The sequence below is a fragment of the Mangrovimonas xylaniphaga genome, from assembly GCF_001280435.1.
Lineage (GTDB): Bacteria > Bacteroidota > Bacteroidia > Flavobacteriales > Flavobacteriaceae > Mangrovimonas_A > Mangrovimonas_A xylaniphaga.
Map to the genome: position 1 here is coordinate 1,656,160 of NZ_LBIP01000013.1, position 16,143 is coordinate 1,672,302.

A 16,143-nucleotide genomic window follows, 5' to 3' on the forward strand; every position below is an offset into this window, starting at 1 on the left:
ATGCTGTATCGAGAAAAAGGGTTTTAAAAGGCCTTTAGGTTTCGATATAGTTGTTCTCATTACCATTGTGAAAAACCAGGTAAGCTGACGTATGTTAAATATACACAAAGCACTCTATCATGTATTGATGGGGTGTTTTTCTTTATGTATTCCTGTTTGGGAATTTTATCTCAGGCCTTTTTTAAAATCACTTGAGCTACTTTACAAAAAAGCCTCATATTTGTGGGAAAAACTTTTATGAGAAACTGTACATTATTTGGTTTGTTTTTCTTTCTGTGCATCAGTAATAATATTGCACAGGAAGAGCCGAACGATTGTGTGAATGCCATATCTATTAACTCCAATGAGCTTTCTGGTCAAACATTTACGATGCCTGGGGGATTTGGTATCCAAGAAATTAGCGGGTGTGGTAGCATAGAGCATTGGTCGTTGTGGTTAAAAGTAACCATGACCGGTACAGGTACTTTTGGTTTTGATCTGATCCCTTTGAATCCCGAATTGGGGGTGGATTATGATTTTTGGGTCTTCAATGCCAATGATGGTGTGTGTGGTGAGATATGGTGGGACCCTATCCGTTGTAATACTATCAATGCCATGGAAGCGGGATTAGAAAACAATCATACGGGTATCAACGGGTCGACGACTGCAACTGCTCAAGGGCCCTACGGTAATGGAGATTCGGGTTATGTATATTGGTTAAACGTTCAGGCAGGAGAAGTATATTATATTGTTATAGATGGTACTCCTTATGATGGGGATGTCGGTACAGGAAGAATGGACGGGCCAAGTGGTTTTACAATGGAGCCCCTGGGTAGTTCTGTTACTTTGGGTGTTGAAGATCAGTTGTTGGCAGAGCACAGCATTACCATCTATCCAAACCCAGCAAAGGGAGCGTTTACCATAGATTGTGGTACTATTGCCAATGTAAACGGTTGGTCTGTAGAAGTGGTTAATATGTTAGGCCAAATTGTCTACAAGAATGTAATGGACAGCCAACAGTTAACAGTAACGGCTACACAATTAAACACACAAGGCATGTATTTTGTAAAGGTGAGTGACCAGTTTAATAATGTGGTAAGTGTAAAAAGGCTGGTTGTAAAATAAACTTCCCAAAACCCGTCATTTCGAGTGGCATTTCACAGAAATGCTGTATCGAGAAAAAGGGTTTTGAAGGGCTTTTAGGTTTCGATACCGTTGTTCTCATTACCATTGTGAAAAACCAGGCAAGCTGATGAATGATTAATAAACACAAAGCACTCCATCATGTATTGGTGGAGTGCTTTGTGTTTGAGTAATACTTAATGCAGTCGAGCAGGAGCGTTGGGTTGAATATGTTCACTTTTCCTTCGATCTTGTTTATTTGTTGGCTATAAAACTAAACTATAGGTTTTTTGAGGTTGGAACAATTAATTGAGTAGTTCTTCCAATTTTTGCGTCAGTTCCTCCCCATATAAATCCCGAGCAATTATTTCACCATTTTCAGCAATTAAAAAGTTGTCGGGGATACCATTGATACCATATATCAAAGATGCTTCATTGCCATCTCCTTTTAAATCACTTACATGTAACCAGTTTAAACTGTCTTTTTCTATAGCCTTGATCCATTTTTCTTTATGTTCGTCTAAGGATACAGCAAATACTTCAAAGCCTTTTGGGTTGAACTCCTTATAGGTTTTTACAAGATTGGGGTTTTCTTCTCGGCAAGGCCCACACCAAGAGGCCCAAAACTCTAAAAGGATCACTTTTCCATTGGTTTTGGATAGTTTTAATGGCTCGCCGTATTGGTTGTTCATTTCAAAATCTGCCAATTGTTCTCCTATTTTAGGATCTTTATTCAGTGCTATGTAGCGAGCAATTTTTTGACCATACCTAGAAGCTTTGTTTTGCTCGGAAAATGGCTCAAAAAGTTCCATTGTTTTTTCTTTTCCATAAGTGGTACTATAAACGGCAAGCGCGTTTGCGCTAATAATACTGTTGGGATTATTCTTGATAAAGTCCATCTCAATTTGGCGACGTTCTGCTCTTGGCAAAGTATCAAGAATTCTGTGTAGACTCTGGTTTAAACTTTCAGATTCAGAGCCTATTACGTTTGCTGTTTTAAAATCACCATTACTGGCGTCAACTGACATAGGGCTGTCTTCCAACCAAAGAAACCTATAGGTTGAATAGTCCTTTGTTCTTAAAATGGCTTGAATGGGAGCGTAGGGTAACTTGGTTTTAAAATTAAAAGTGTTGTTGCTAACAATTGTTGAATCTTTGAACTCTTCATTTTCCAAGTATATGGTTGTACCATTTTCTATACCGTTGGTTGTGCCCTGTAGAAAGAATTCTTTTTCAGGGGTTTCTTTACAGGAATAACTAAGCAATACAATTATGCCAAGAACTATTTGTACAATTGTTTTGCCTGTTTTTTGAGCTAAAGGAGTGTGTTTAAATGTCATAAATGGTTGGTTCGATTTTTAGGTTAACGTATGGAATACAAGAATTATTGTAAGATACTTCTTAATAATGTTATTTCAAATAGAAGGTGTAGCATAATTAATGCATTGGATAATTTGGAGTATGAAGTTTTGCTTTCCAATCAGCCTATTCACATCCCCTTTATTCCCCTTCAAAGGGGGAATTTACTTGGGTTTTGATATGTTTTTCTCGTAAAACAGGGCTTTTACCGAACAATCCTCGAAGGGAACACGAAGGAAAAGCGAAGGAAGGGATGGGAGAATTATTGTGCAATTGGTGCTGAGGTTGGGGGTTTTTGTGTTGTGGGGGTGGGTGTGGTGTGGTTGTTGGTGTTTGTTCATTTTCTTTGCTCGTCCAAAGAAAACGAACCAAAAGAAAAGACGCCCTGTCGGTAGGCATTTTTGTGCTTCTTTTCAGAATCCCAAAACCGTTCACAAATTCCTAAACTTGGTCCAAGGCTTCCCAAGTTTTTAACGGAATTTGCTCTCTATGCTTACGACAGGTACTTCCGGCCGTGCCGGAATATGGTTTGAATTTTGGCAAGAAGATAGGTGATGATGTTTTAAGGTTTCCTATTGATAAAAACCTCATTCCGCATGGGCGGAACGTGGCTGCCTGCAGAAATAGAGAGCGAAGATGCGGAAGTGCAACGCGCAGCGTTTGGCATGTAGCTTCGGGAGCGAACGGTAACTGCCAGCGGCAGTTAATTTCCTCAGACCGTCTTGATTTTTTGGCTTGGTTTATACTGAGCTTGGCGAAGTATTGCATCAAGGCAAATGCGTAGCATTCATGAATACCTTAAAATAGAGTGAATGAATAAAATGAACGTGGAGTCCATATTTTAAATGAAATGGAAATAAGAACTATTACTAAGGAATCTTTTTTTTACTCCAAAGCGAACAATCGACTAACTACGTCAATAAACGCTTCGTTCCACAAGCTGTTATCATGCCCGCCCTCAAATTCTTGTATTTCGGCAAATGCCTTGAGCGTGGCATATTTTGCCTTAATAAATTCGGCATCGTCTTTCAGGAAAAAGGGTTCCTCGCTTCCGTAGCGTAAATACAAATTGGGGTATTGTATGTTGCTGTGCCAAGTATTGCTTTGGATGTCGCCTCCAAAAGTTGAAAAGCATAGATAGGTTCCAATGATGTTTGGATGCGAGTTCAAGAGACTCATCCCAAATCCGGCCCCATTGGACACACCGTAGAAGTACCGATTATCTTTTTTGGGTTTTTGATTGTATTTGATTTCTATTTCCGGAATATACTCTTCAACAAAATAGGCTTTATGGTTTTTAAATCTGTGGACCAATAAGGAATCTTCTTCTCTGGAAGGGTGCCTGTCTATGTATTCAAAATTTCGGTAGGTGAGGTATACCTTATTGCCATCACCAGTGGTTGTGCTTGTACTGTCTGCAATTTTACTGTTAGAAAAGCTAGCGACAAAAATTAGGGGTTTTATAATCTGGTGCTCAATTAACGAATCTAATAAGTGTTTCTTTTGCGTTAAGTGGCTATTGCCATCAGTAGCATACATAATGGGGTATTGCTTGCTTGGGTTAAATCCCTTGGGCAAATACACAATATGCTTCCTATATTCGGAAAGGTGAGTGCTGTAAATGGAATCTGTAAAGAATTGAGATGTTGCATTTCCTTTATCAAGTTTTGAATTACAGCAAAGGGTTGATAAGAAGATGCATCCAATAACGAATACTAAAGTTTTCATGTTCATTGCAATAGTTTGGAACAATTGTTTTAGGGTTTGTGGCTTCAGGCTTGGATTGGCTTGATAAACCTCAATTCCCAATACTCACTACGACATACCAACCCCTAAATATGTTTTCCTTTATTCCACCCATGTTTCCCTAAATACTGTGTGCCACTTTCAACAGCGCCTTCTTCAATAGATGTGCCTATGCTGTCATTCCAACGGTTCAGGTAACCAAACAGGGAAATCACGCCCAGCATTTCCACAATCTCGCCTTCGTCCCAATGTTGGCGTAGGCGTTGTTCTATGGAGGCATCCACGGCGTTGGGTACTTGGCTGGCGGCAAGGCTAAAATCCAGTGCGGCACGTTCGGCTTCGTTAAAGGCAGGATGGGTGCGGTAGTCCCAAATATGGTCCAATTGCTCTTGGTGCGCCCCGTAGCGTTCGGCCGCCCTAATGGCGTGGGCCTGGCAATACCTACAGCCCGCGGCATTGCTGCTTACCCAGGCAATCATGCGCTTGAGGGCAGAAGTCACCCGCCCTTCGTTGGCCATTACCGCTTTGTTGAGGTTGATAAAGGCCTTGGAAATGGCTGGGCGCCGCTGCATGGTGAGCACCGAGTTGGGACAAAATCCCAAGGTTTCGTTAAAGAATTCGGCTAGTTCCTTGGTTTCCTGGTCATAATCTGGCGATAATGGTGTGACAAGTGGCATAATTGTTCCTTTTTAGGGTTTTAAGTAGTATTTTTGAACTAACAAGTAACGAAAAAATCACAAACGATGACACATAAAGTTGTAACGCACTGGAAAGGGAACTCTCAATTTGAATCGGATAACCCAAGCGGAAAGACCCTGTTTATGGACACTTCAGAAGAACACGGGGGGCACAATTCAGGCCTAAGACCTAAGGCCATGATGTTGTCGTCTTTGGCGGGATGTTCCGGTTTGGATGTGGTATCCATCTTGGACAAAATGAAGGTGCAGGTATCCGATTTCAGAATAGATACCTTTGGAGAACTTACCGAGGAGCACCCAAAAATCTACCACACGGTCAATGTGGAATACCATTTTTATGGCGAGAACCTTAATGAGGACAAAATAAAAAAGGCGGTAGATTTATCTGTCGAAAAATATTGTGGCGTTATGGAAATGTTTAGGAAATTTGCAACTGTAAATACTTCTATTCATTATCACAACAAATAACATGCGTTGGACGCTTAAGCCCAAACCACCAAAGGAACAGATTACTGCCCTAAAAGAGGCTCTTCAGGTAGATGATATTGTAGCAACCTTGTTGTTGCAACGCAATATTGAAAGCTTTGAAGAAGCCAAGGATTTTTTTAGACCTTCTTTAGAACATCTGCACGATCCCTACCTCATGAAGGATATGGACAAGGCGGTGGCAAGGATTGAGCAGGCCCTTTCACAGGGCGAAAATATTTTGGTATATGGCGATTATGATGTAGACGGAACTACTTCTGTGGCCCTGATGTCGTCTTACCTAAAAACCAGAACCGATAGGGCGGCTACCTATATTCCTGACCGTTACGATGAAGGGTATGGGGTATCCTATAAGGGCATTGACTTTGCCGATGATAATGACTTCTCCCTTATTGTGGCGTTGGACTGTGGTATCAAGGCCATCGACAAGGTAGCCTATGCCAAGGAAAAAGGTATCGATTTTGTCATCTGCGACCATCATAGACCGGGGAGCGAAGTGCCCCAAGCGGTGGCTGTGTTGGACCCCAAACAGGAAGACTGCCAGTATCCTTATAAGGAATTGTGTGGTTGTGGGGTAGGCTTTAAGTTGATTCAGGCCTTATCGGCTAATGATGGCAAAACTATAGAAGACCTTACGGAATATCTGGATTTGGTGGCAACGGCCATTGGGGCAGATATTGTTCCAATTACTGGAGAAAACAGAGTGCTTGCCTATTTTGGCATGCAGGTCATCAATGCGCAACCAAGACCCGGCTTTCAGGCCATCATCAACCAAGTAAAGAAAAGCAACCTGAGCATTACCGATGTGGTGTTTATTATTGCCCCACGTATCAATGCGGCGGGACGTATGAAACACGGCAACCATGCGGTGACGCTTCTTACAGAAACAAACTCTGCCCTTGCCGAACAATATGCCAGCGAGATTGAAACCTTCAACAGCGATCGACGTGAAGCCGACCAACAAATTACGGTGGAAGCTTTGGAGCAGATTGTGCAGTTACAGGAGCAGGAACGCTATACTTCGGTAGTATACCAAGAGCATTGGCACAAAGGCGTGATAGGCATTGTGGCTTCCCGTTTGATTGAAACCTATTACCGCCCTACGCTGGTATTTACCAAAAGCGGGGATAAGTTGGCAGCTTCGGCACGCTCTGTAAGTGGCTTTGATGTATACAATGCCCTAGAGGCCTGTAGCGAGCATATAGAGCAGTTTGGAGGGCATAAATATGCGGCAGGATTGACCTTGAAGGAAGAAAATTATGAGGCCTTTAAACAGGCTTTTGAAGATGTGGTGTCGCAAACCATAGACAAGACCCTTTTAACTCCTGAGATAAAAATTGATACCAAGATTGAATTGCACGAAGTGAATGCCAAACTATGGCGTATCATGAAGCAGTTTGCACCTTTTGGACCGGGCAATATGTCTCCCATTTTCATGACAGAAGACCTTGTAGATACCGGCTACGGAAAATGTGTGGGCGAAGACGATAAGCATTTGCGTGTTGTGGTGGGCCAACCGCATAATCCGCAGGCTAACGGCAACACCCTTGTGGGGATTGGTTTTGGTCTTGGTGACAAGTTTCCTTTAATTCAGGATAAGCAAGCTTTTAAGGCCGTGTATTCCATAGACGAAAACCATTGGAATGGTACGGTGTCTTTACAGATGAAGTTACGGGATATAAAGTAAATACCTTAGGGACTTTGAAGTCCACTTTGATTAGGTTGCTTAGTTTATCGAAATAGCGCTGAGAAAAAGGATATCGAAACCAAAATGCCTTTTGGAAATCGTATTCTCGATATAATATTTTTGTAGAATGTCACTCGAATTCACGACTTTTGAAAGTAGAAAGTACTGCAGAAGATTCATTTAATAAATTGTGTTAAAGTAGTGTAGTACTACAGCATCAAAATCTAACTTATGGCAAAAAACGACCCTTATGCGGCCTTGAGATATAAAGAGTTCAATACTTTTTTAATAGTGCGTTTTGCACTGGTATTTGCCTGGTCTATGCAGTTTATCGTGATAGAGTGGCAGGTATACAGTATTACAAAAGACCCCTTGTCCTTGGGGATTATTGGCTTGATGGAGATCATTCCGGCACTGTCCATGGCACTGTTTGCAGGGCATATCACAGATCAAAGAGAAAAACGGAACCTTTTGGCCCTTTGTATTGCGGCCTTTTCCTTAATTAGTTTAGGCTTGTTCCTTTTGACTTGGGATGTGGTAGTCGCCGATTGGTCTACAAGAACCATCTTGTATGGTATTTATTCCTTGGTGTTTTTCGGGGGAATTGTAAGATCCTTTTTTGGGCCAACCATCTTTTCGTTGGTAGCCTTGATCGTGCCTAAAAAGATTTACCCTAATGCAGCGACTTGGAGTAGCTCTACTTGGCAAATGGCCAGTGTTTTGGGGCCTGCAACGGCGGGAATTCTCATCAGCATCATAGGCGTGCATTGGACTTTGTGTTTTGTGTTTGGATTGGCGATGTTGGCCTTGATAGTATTATTTCAAATAAAGAAAAAACCTGTATTGAACCCAAAAATTGGGGAGCCTGTGTTGCAGAGTTTGAAGGAAGGTGTACGCTTTGTATTTAAAACCAAAGCCATTTTAGGAGCCTTGACGTTGGACATGGTGGCCGTATTGTTTGGGGGCGCGATTGCCCTTTTGCCTGTATTTGCCCAAGATATTTTAAAAGTGGGTAGTGAAGGGTTTGGAGTGCTAAGAGCTGCTCCTGCCGTAGGAGCCTTTTTAACCATGTTGACCACGGCCTATATTCCTATCAGTAGAAAAGCTGGGATGAAGCTATTGGGGGCAGTATTTGGCTTTGGAATATGCATCATAGTATTTGGGTTGTCATCCATCTTTTGGGTCTCGGTAGTGGCACTGTTCTTTAGTGGTGTGACTGATGGGGTATCCATGGTGATTAGACAAACCATTCTTCAAATCAAGACACCAGACAATATGCGCGGACGGGTGTCGTCGGTAAATTCCATGTTTGTAGGATCTTCCAACGAGTTGGGCGCTTTTGAGAGTGGTTTGACCGCCAAATTGATGGGAACTGTTACCGCTGTAGTGTTTGGTGGCACGATGACCTTGATTACTGTAATAACTACGGGATTGGTATCACCTACATTTAGAAAATTGGATCTTACCAAAGATTTGGAAGAACACCAGAAGGACGAGCACTAATAGGTTTTTAAGTGCATTTCCTTGCCATCAAATACGCCGTAGGTATAATAGTTGATCCAATCGCCTAGGTTGATGTATTTTGCGTTGTTGCCTAGGTCTATTTCCATTGGTAAATGGCGGTGTCCAAACACGAAATAGTCTCTGTGTTTGTCTTCCAATTTTCGTCTGGAATATTGTACTAGCCACTCCTTGTCTTCTCCTAAAAAGGCAGCATCTTCATCACCAGAGATGAGTTTGTTTTTCACGGAAAGGTATTGCGCCAATTTTACGCCTAAATCTGGGTGCAACCAACGGAACAGCCACTTGCTAAAAGGATTGGTGAACACCTTTTTCATGCGTTTGTAACCCTTGTCCCCAGGACCTAGACCATCGCCATGACCTATGAAAAATGTCGTGTCGTTGAAGGTGAATTCTTGGGGTTCGTGGTATACCTGGATGTTGAGTTCTTCTTCAAAATAACCATCCATCCAAAGGTCATGATTGCCCACAAAGAAATAAATAGGAATTCCAGAATCGCTGATTTCGGCCAATTTGCCCAAAGTTCTTGTAAAGCCTTTTGGCACTACGGTTTTATATTCAAACCAAAAGTCGAAAAGATCGCCAATTAAAAAGATGGCGGCAGCATCCTGCTTGATCTCGTCTAACCAAGCGACAAATTTCTGTTCTCTTGGGCGTGAGGCTTCTTGTGTAGGGGCTCCCAAATGGTTGTCGGAAGCAAAGTATATGTGTTTTCCTTGGGGGATGTTCATCGTTTGTAAAAAATATAGTCGGTTACAGGAGGTGTGATTCCGTACTTTCTAAGATCGGAAATCAACTGCCCCTTGTGGTGGGTATGGTGGTTGGAAATATGGAACAAAATGTCCTGTACCGAGTTCTCATAAGGTTCTCCCTTGGAGTTGAGGTATGCTATGGGTTCTCCAAACTCGTAGGTGTCAATTATCTTAAGGGTGGTCCTATAATTAATGGTATCTATGATTTTAAAGTTCTCCAAAGGGTGTAATTGGTTTACCTCAAAAGGGGTGGTTTCCAAAATACGTGAATTCCATATTTGGTGGGCATTTAAACAATGCGAAAACATGGCAGGGGTGCGCTCTGAAACCTGTTGGTGATACTTTAAGAATACCTCTATCAACGTTTGGTTCATGTGATGATGGTACTCAAAAATGTCTTTAAAGAAATCCTCCATGTATGTTGGTGTTGTTTACTAAAGTTGGTGCTGTTAGTTATTGTCGCTCGCAAACCATTCGGCGTAGGACGAATCGGTTTCCTGTAGTTTAAGAGAATGGAGCTGTATGTTTTGGGGCAGCCTATTTTTTATTTTTTGCGCAAAGTCTATCACCATCATTTCACTGGTAGGTTGGTATTCTACCAAAAGTACGTTGTGCCCACGATCTTCCAATTCTTTGGCCAATTCTATGTGCGGGGTGTTTTTGTTGAACACGGTGGCGTGGTCAAATACATCAACAATTTCTTCCTTTACAATCTTTTTCAGATCTCCAAAATCAATCACCATCCCAAACTTCACATTGGAAGTATCTGAAATGGGCTGTCCAATTACCGTTACCGAGAGTTTATAACTGTGTCCGTGTACATTTTTGCACTTCCCATCATAACCATAAAGTGCGTGTCCTGTTTCGAAAGAAAATTGCTTCGTAATTCGAATGTTGCTCATAGTCAAAATATTTCATTGCAAAGGTATTGAATTTGTAAAAGCAAATGGTTTTTAGATTACATTTGCGCACTTTTTTTAGATCTATGAAACCATGAGTGTGCTCTTTGAGCAATTGGATTTTGTTGAAAACCCGCTATATGAGAGCGTTATAGCGGATATTTTAACGCAGAAGTACAGTGTTGTTGAACAATTCTTTACTGCTGAAGAGGTCGCCGCTTTGCGCGATTCTTTAATGGAAAAGCACCAATTGGATGCTTTTAAAAAAGCGGCTATTGGCAACCGTGTGAATGAAACCATAGAAAAGTCCATTCGAGGCGATGTGATTCTTTGGATTGATGAGGTAAATGCCAATGCTACAGAGCAATTGTTTTTTGATAAGATCAATCATTTGGTAGGCTATCTTAATAAGACCTGCTTTATGGGAATTTTACAGAAGGAATTCCATTATGCTTTATATCCGAAGGGGACTTATTACAAACGACATTTGGATACCTTCCAAAATGACGATCGTCGTAAACTGTCTTTTGTTTGCTATTTGAATGATGAAGATTGGCAGCCAGAAAATGGAGGCGAGTTGGTATTATACCTTGATGAAAATGGTGTGGAACAGGAGAAAGTGATTTATCCGTTTCCGGGGCGCGTGGTGATTTTTGAAAGCCAGGTGATAGAGCATGAGGTAAAACCTGTGGATACCCAAAGATTGAGTATTACAGGTTGGTTAAAGACGCGTTAATCTTAGCGCCTTTTGTTGCGGTTGTAGATGTAAATCACAATCAATACAATGGCTAGGATTAAAAACAAGCCGTTACCGCTTAAAAAGTTTAGGATATTCATGGTACTGTTTAGTTTTGTTTGTTTTTGTTGTATCTAAAAATGAGATAAGCAATGGCCACCAAAATTGCAAATGGTAACAAGGAACCAATAAACACGCCAATTTCATATCCGGAATCGGGCGCATTTTTGATTTTTTCTTCTATATCTACTTGTAGAATGGTCAATAACATGGCTCAAATTTGCTTAACGGCCAAAGTTAACTGTTTTTGGAAAGAGGCATAAACATTTTTCTAAATTTTATGATTAATGGAATGCCTCTGGCAATGATCCAAATGGTCAACGCTATAAAGATACCGTAGAGTTGGTAGTGGAAATGATCAAGTGTGAAAAGGATAGGCACAAACACTAGAAATGTTGCAAATAGCAAAAGGTTTCTTAAATAGGCCATTTCACCCAAACCTTTGAACATCCCGTCAAAAATAAAGGCCAAGGCACAAATGGGCTGCATGGCCAAGACCATCCAAAATATGTTGTAGAATTCCGTCAGCACCAATTCATCTTGAGTAAAAATCCTTCCGATAGGATGGTAAAGAAGTGCACCAATACTTGCCATAAAGATACCGACAATTATGCCATAAACAATGAGTCTGTTGCTTAGGTTTATAAGTTGTTTGTATTGTTTGCCTCCTAAAAGTTTTCCAGACAAAATATTGCCGGCACTAGCATAGCCATCAATTAAGAAGGCGCCTAAAAACCAAAGGTTAATGGCAATGGTGTAGGCCGCAATGTAGTTGGCGCCATAACTTGTGGCAAAGGAACTGGCAAAATATAAGGTTACATTTAAGGCAATGGTTCTCACAAATAAGTTGATGACCATTACCATAAACGTTTTGATTTCTTTATTGAAAGGCAGCCTTGCCCGTAAAGGAATGACGGTCTTTTTGTGAAGATATATGCCTGAAATAATAGCCATGAGCAATTGCGCCAATACACTTGCGTAGGCCGCTCCTTTAATATGCATGGCGGGAATAAAACCTTCTATGCCATATACAAAGGCGATATCCAAAACAATATTAGAAACCGCTCCCACTATGGCAATAATCATTGGATAATAGGTGTTCTGAAGTCCTCTAAAAGCACCAAATACACCGATTGTGAATAATGTAAATGGAAACCCAAAAATGCGTATCCTATAATAGTCTACACAGTACTGTAAAATCAAATCACTAGCGTTATACAATTTGAAAATGTAATTGGCAAAGGGATAAGTAGCTGCAATTATCAACAGGCTTATGGACGTAATGATCAAAATTGCTTGAGCTGGTAAGGATTGTACTTCATTTAATTTTCCTGCTCCCAAATACTGAGAAATAATGGATGAAATGGCGCTGCGTGTTTGTCCAAACACCCAAATAAGCATGGATAGAAATGTGGTGACAATACCCACTGCTGCCAAGGATTCTGTTGGATGATGCTGAACATTGCCTACTATGGCCGTATCGGTTAGGGATAGGATAGGCTCGGAAATACCTGAAATGAGGGCAGGTATGGCTAATTTGTTGATATTTTTTAGGCTAATGTCTGTGCTCACAATACTAGTTCGTAGCAATAAAAAGGATGCTCACTTTGGTTAGGAAAGTATATTGCTTCCAGTTGTTTGTAGCCGCGAAGTTCGTAAAATTTTTGGTTTCTTGAGTTTTGTGAGAAGGTATCCAAGCGAATGGATTTGAACGAATTGGTTCTGGCATACTGTTCAACAGTATCCATAAGTTGTTGGGCAATTCCCTGTCCTTGATAATTTGGCTGTACAGCCAACCTGTGGATATATAGGTTGTTTTCATCCTTGGTAAGCCATGTTACATTATTGTAAACATCGTCCTTGTGGGGACTTCTAACCACACAGCCGAGGATGCCATTTTGCTTTTCAAATACCAAAAGTTCTTCTCGTTCAATGTCCTTCTTAAAGGCAGCTCTGTTGGGGTAGTTGTCGTTCCATTGAAAAATGCCATTGCCGCACATATGCTTAGCACAGGCCAATGTTATGGAAACAACAGCGTCCAAATCTTGTAGGGTAGCCTTTCTTATCAAGAGGTAAATTTTTTAGATATAAATTTAATTTTTTGGCTTTGAAATTAAATAATATTTCGTTTTTTTGCAGTCTCATCACAGCTATGTTATGAGAGACAGTTGAGGGGCATTAGCTCAGCTGGCTAGAGCGCTACGCTGGCAGCGTAGAGGTCATCGGTTCGACTCCGATATGCTCCACTTTACGAAAACGCAATCTTTTAAGTTTTAATTGATTGCGTTTTTTGTTTTTATACCTCCCTTTCAATAAAATCAATATCAGGATTGCAGATTTCTAAAATCAAGTTTTTTAGGACTTCAGAGAAATTTTCCAATGTTTCTGAAGTAATTAATTGGTCTTTCTTTGCATAAGCACCTGGTTTGTCCTTTTTGGCAAATTTTAAAAAGCCCGCATTTAGGTTTTTAAAGGAAATAATACCCGCTTCTAGATTTTCGGTTTTCATTTCGGGAACACTGTGCATCATAAGGGCATAGGTGAGTACCTGAAAGCTCTTGCTGTATTTGTCATAATCTGTGGTTAAATCTTCCCATTCCACCACTTCTACTTTACTTTGGTCTACCTTACCACTTTTGTAGTCTATGATTCTTGTAATGCCATTGTATTCATCAATACGGTCTACTTTTCCCGTTAGATATACTGGAAAATCAAGTTCTGGGATGTCCAATAAGGTTCTGAATCCTTTTTCAAGGGCGATAATTTTTATTTCATTGCCTAGCCTTAATTCGTTTAGTTCTAAATTTATGGTGTTCCACACATAGCGTTTCGCGACCTCAAAAATAATAAGGTTTTTACCTGTAGATATATCACCTTCCTTATAGGTTTCCTTGAAATGCTTTTTTACCCAGGCATCTATTTTGGGCTTCATGCCTTCAAGATCTTCAGGTTTTAAGAACTCCCCAATATGTGGTTTGTAAAGATCCTCAAGAGTATTATGGATCACTGTCCCTAGGGTATTGGCTGCAATTGATTCTTCTACATCTTCATAGGTTTTTACGCCTAGAATCTTTTGGGTATAGAAATCCATGGGGTTTCTAATGTAATTGGTCAAGGAGGAAGGAGAGAAGCCCGCATTGGACAAGCGCTTGATTTGCTCTAGGACAGCATCCGTTTTCTTAATAGTTTTTAACTGTTTGGTAATCTTTGGAACTTTTGGTGTTACCACTTTATGTTGAATAGGATGTATACCCTCAATTTCCAATTGGGTAATAAATCTACTTTTTTCACCTGAATTAAGCGCATCTATTTCAGTATTGTAGAGAATATGTGCATTGGTGGCACGCTGCAACAAGCGATAAAAGTGGTAGGTATATACCGCGTCTTTTTCTTTGTAGGTTGGTAACTTGTTTTCTAGTTTGACGTCGTACGGGATAAAAGAGTTATGGCTCTTTCCTGCGGGAAGAATACCTTCGTTGACTGAGGCAATAATAAGTGATTCAAAATCCAAGGCACGAGTTTCCAGCATTCCCATAATTTGAAGGCCTTCTAGAGGTTCCCCTTGGAAATCCAAAGTTTCGGTGCTTAGAAGTTCCTTGTAGAAACTATAAAGTGTTGCAATGGTTTTGATGTGTTTGTGCTCACTGTTCAGTAAGCTTAATTCATTAAACAAGGCATTGAAACGGTACAGATATTCCAAAGCCAACATGTTGGATGGTTTATCTTGGTCCAAATATGATTTCAACAGGGAAATAAGCTTAAAGCAGTTCTCTAAAGCCCTATTCGGATTGTCTTTCCAAGGACCAAATAGGAGGCTGAGAACCGTGTTATATTCTCCTTCAAATAGGGTAATTAGTTTATCTAAGTTAAGATAGATGATGTTATTTTCTTCAATTGTTGAAATGACATCGGCTACCTTGATTTTGGCTTCATTTAGTAATGGTCGTACAAATTGATTTGACAATACTGCCAGCGCATCTTTGTAATAGAAATTGTCACCACCTTTAATGTGGAGCTTTAAAAGCTGATCGAACAATGCTACCAGTGGGACACTTTTTAATGGAAGTCCCATAGTGATATTAACGGCTCCTATGCTTTTTGGAATGGAATTGAGCAAAGGCAGTAGTAGTTCCTCATTTCCTAGTACAATGGCTGTTTTTTTTAAGCTTTCGCTGTCGAGTTTCAAAAGTAGCTCACCTATATATTTTATTTGACTCACATTTTTTGGAACTCCGGTGACCTTTATGTTTTTGGGTTTGGTATAATGGTGATGAAGCCAATTGAAAGGATGTTGTTTTAGATAGGGCCAAGTAGCCTTGTGCTGTCTGATAAATAGCCCTGCGTCATGTTCACGATTTTGAATAAAGGTTTCATCTATATCCCAATAGATGTGTGCAAGATCTTGTTGTAGCAATTCTTGAATAATGGTTTCCTCAGCCTTGTTTAGGGCATTGAAGCCCATGAAAATATATTTGTTATTGGGATGATCAGAGGTAAACTGTTCGAGGTTATCTACTGCTTTTCTGTATACTAAGCCCTGATAGCCCTTATTTTGCTCCAATAGTTGGGTTTGAAGGGTGTTGTAATAATGTTTGAGTTGATTCCAGAACAACAAATAATTCTTGACAAAAGTTGAAGGGTTTTCATCTAATGACCAATGCTGATGTTCAATTTCTTTTATGGCCGATAAATAATCAAAAATCTTAGCAGGGGGAATAAGATAGCGATCTATTTCATTGAAATCTTGAATGAGCATTTGTGCCCATTTAGAGACTTCGTCAAATGACTCTTGGTTTTCCTTGTCTGTCAGTTTTAGATAGACTTCGTAAAACTCAAAAATTAACTCGGTATTGGTGATGTAGTGGAGATCTGATAGAGTTTCTACAAATTCTTCAATAGAAACAATTTCGGGAGCAAAAAAAGTTTGAGTACTATGTTTTGAAAGCTGATGTTTCAAAAAAACTCCGGCTCTTCTACTGGGTAATACAAAGATTAACTGGGGTATGTTAAGGCCTTTTTGGTAAAGGTCTACTATAACGTCTTCAATAAAACTGGTCATAGCATAAAAATAAAAAACGCCCCGAATATCGGAGCGTTT

The 16,143-nt window shown here is 40.3% G+C and carries 15 protein-coding genes and 1 tRNA gene; 6 read left to right on the plus strand and 10 right to left on the minus strand.

Going from position 1 to position 16,143, the window contains the following annotated elements:
• The first annotated feature begins 237 nt into the window (after positions 1–237).
• Positions 238–1,104 carry a T9SS type A sorting domain-containing protein gene (locus ZA06_RS07315; protein WP_053976716.1) on the plus strand — a complete coding sequence of 289 codons (867 nt, stop codon included), beginning with the start codon at positions 238–240 and terminating at the stop codon, positions 1,102–1,104.
• A gap of 302 nt (positions 1,105–1,406) precedes the next feature.
• Here ZA06_RS07315 and ZA06_RS07320 read toward each other — a convergent pair whose 3' ends face one another.
• The 3 genes from ZA06_RS07320 to ZA06_RS07335 form a co-directional block, all read right to left on the minus strand.
• Complete coding sequence (locus ZA06_RS07320) at positions 1,407–2,441, minus strand: TlpA disulfide reductase family protein (RefSeq protein WP_240472219.1); 1,035 nt, start codon at positions 2,439–2,441, stop codon at positions 1,407–1,409.
• 904 nt (positions 2,442–3,345) lie between these two features.
• Positions 3,346–4,188 carry an alpha/beta hydrolase gene (locus ZA06_RS07330; RefSeq protein ID WP_240472220.1) on the minus strand — a complete coding sequence of 281 codons (843 nt, stop codon included), beginning with the start codon at positions 4,186–4,188 and terminating at the stop codon, positions 3,346–3,348.
• Between the two features lie 104 nt (positions 4,189–4,292).
• A complete protein-coding gene (locus ZA06_RS07335) occupies positions 4,293–4,883 on the minus strand; it encodes a carboxymuconolactone decarboxylase family protein (RefSeq protein WP_053976718.1) in 591 nt (196 codons plus the stop codon).
• 66 nt (positions 4,884–4,949) lie between these two features.
• Between ZA06_RS07335 and ZA06_RS07340 the strand changes: the two genes are divergently transcribed.
• From ZA06_RS07340 to ZA06_RS07350, 3 genes are all read left to right on the plus strand, one after another.
• Positions 4,950–5,372, plus strand: a complete 423-nt coding sequence (locus ZA06_RS07340) for an OsmC family protein (RefSeq protein ID WP_053976719.1) — start codon at positions 4,950–4,952, stop codon at positions 5,370–5,372.
• A gap of 1 nt (position 5,373) precedes the next feature.
• On the plus strand, positions 5,374–7,077 hold the full coding sequence (recJ, locus tag ZA06_RS07345; RefSeq protein WP_053976720.1) for a single-stranded-DNA-specific exonuclease RecJ: 1,704 nt from the start codon (positions 5,374–5,376) through the stop codon (positions 7,075–7,077).
• Positions 7,078–7,308: 231 nt separating this feature from the next.
• Positions 7,309–8,580 carry an MFS transporter gene (locus tag ZA06_RS07350; protein ID WP_053976721.1) on the plus strand — a complete coding sequence of 424 codons (1,272 nt, stop codon included), beginning with the start codon at positions 7,309–7,311 and terminating at the stop codon, positions 8,578–8,580.
• On the opposite strand, the gene ZA06_RS07355 is transcribed toward ZA06_RS07350, so the two are convergent.
• The 3 genes from ZA06_RS07355 to ZA06_RS07365 are packed head-to-tail and all read right to left on the minus strand — an operon-like array spanning position 8,577 to position 10,252.
• Complete coding sequence (locus tag ZA06_RS07355; protein ID WP_053976722.1) at positions 8,577–9,329, minus strand: UDP-2,3-diacylglucosamine diphosphatase; 753 nt, start codon at positions 9,327–9,329, stop codon at positions 8,577–8,579. The genes ZA06_RS07350 and ZA06_RS07355 overlap by 4 nt on opposite strands.
• Complete coding sequence (locus tag ZA06_RS07360; protein ID WP_053976723.1) at positions 9,326–9,766, minus strand: DinB family protein; 441 nt, start codon at positions 9,764–9,766, stop codon at positions 9,326–9,328. The genes ZA06_RS07355 and ZA06_RS07360 overlap by 4 nt, the downstream gene beginning before the upstream one ends.
• Positions 9,767–9,799: 33 nt before the next feature.
• Entirely contained in the window at positions 9,800–10,252 is a 453-nt protein-coding gene (locus tag ZA06_RS07365) for a 6-pyruvoyl trahydropterin synthase family protein (RefSeq protein ID WP_053976724.1), read from the minus strand.
• A gap of 91 nt (positions 10,253–10,343) precedes the next feature.
• Between ZA06_RS07365 and ZA06_RS07370 the strand changes: the two genes are divergently transcribed.
• Positions 10,344–10,985, plus strand: coding sequence for a 2OG-Fe(II) oxygenase (locus ZA06_RS07370; RefSeq protein ID WP_053976725.1), 642 nt, complete (start codon positions 10,344–10,346; stop codon positions 10,983–10,985).
• A gap of 109 nt (positions 10,986–11,094) precedes the next feature.
• On the opposite strand, the gene ZA06_RS16905 is transcribed toward ZA06_RS07370, so the two are convergent.
• From ZA06_RS16905 to ZA06_RS07380, 3 genes are read right to left on the minus strand one after another with little or no spacing between them, the layout of a single operon-like run.
• Complete coding sequence (locus tag ZA06_RS16905) at positions 11,095–11,256, minus strand: hypothetical protein (protein WP_157503145.1); 162 nt, start codon at positions 11,254–11,256, stop codon at positions 11,095–11,097.
• Between the two features lie 26 nt (positions 11,257–11,282).
• The gene (locus tag ZA06_RS07375) at positions 11,283–12,617 is read right to left on the minus strand and encodes an MATE family efflux transporter (protein ID WP_053976726.1); all 1,335 of its coding nucleotides are present in this window, start codon (positions 12,615–12,617) and stop codon (positions 11,283–11,285) included.
• Positions 12,614–13,114: a GNAT family N-acetyltransferase gene (locus ZA06_RS07380; protein WP_053976727.1), complete on the minus strand. Its 501-nt coding sequence runs from the start codon at positions 13,112–13,114 to the stop codon at positions 12,614–12,616. Before ZA06_RS07380 ends, ZA06_RS07375 begins: the two co-directional genes overlap by 4 nt.
• Positions 13,115–13,217: 103 nt before the next feature.
• On the opposite strand from ZA06_RS07380, the gene ZA06_RS07385 reads away from it, so the two are divergent.
• Positions 13,218–13,291, plus strand: a tRNA-Ala gene (locus tag ZA06_RS07385).
• A 50-nt stretch (positions 13,292–13,341) separates the two neighbouring features.
• Here ZA06_RS07385 and ZA06_RS07390 read toward each other — a convergent pair.
• On the minus strand, positions 13,342–16,104 hold the full coding sequence (locus ZA06_RS07390) for a PD-(D/E)XK nuclease family protein (protein WP_053976728.1): 2,763 nt from the start codon (positions 16,102–16,104) through the stop codon (positions 13,342–13,344).
• Positions 16,105–16,143: the final 39 nt, after the last annotated feature.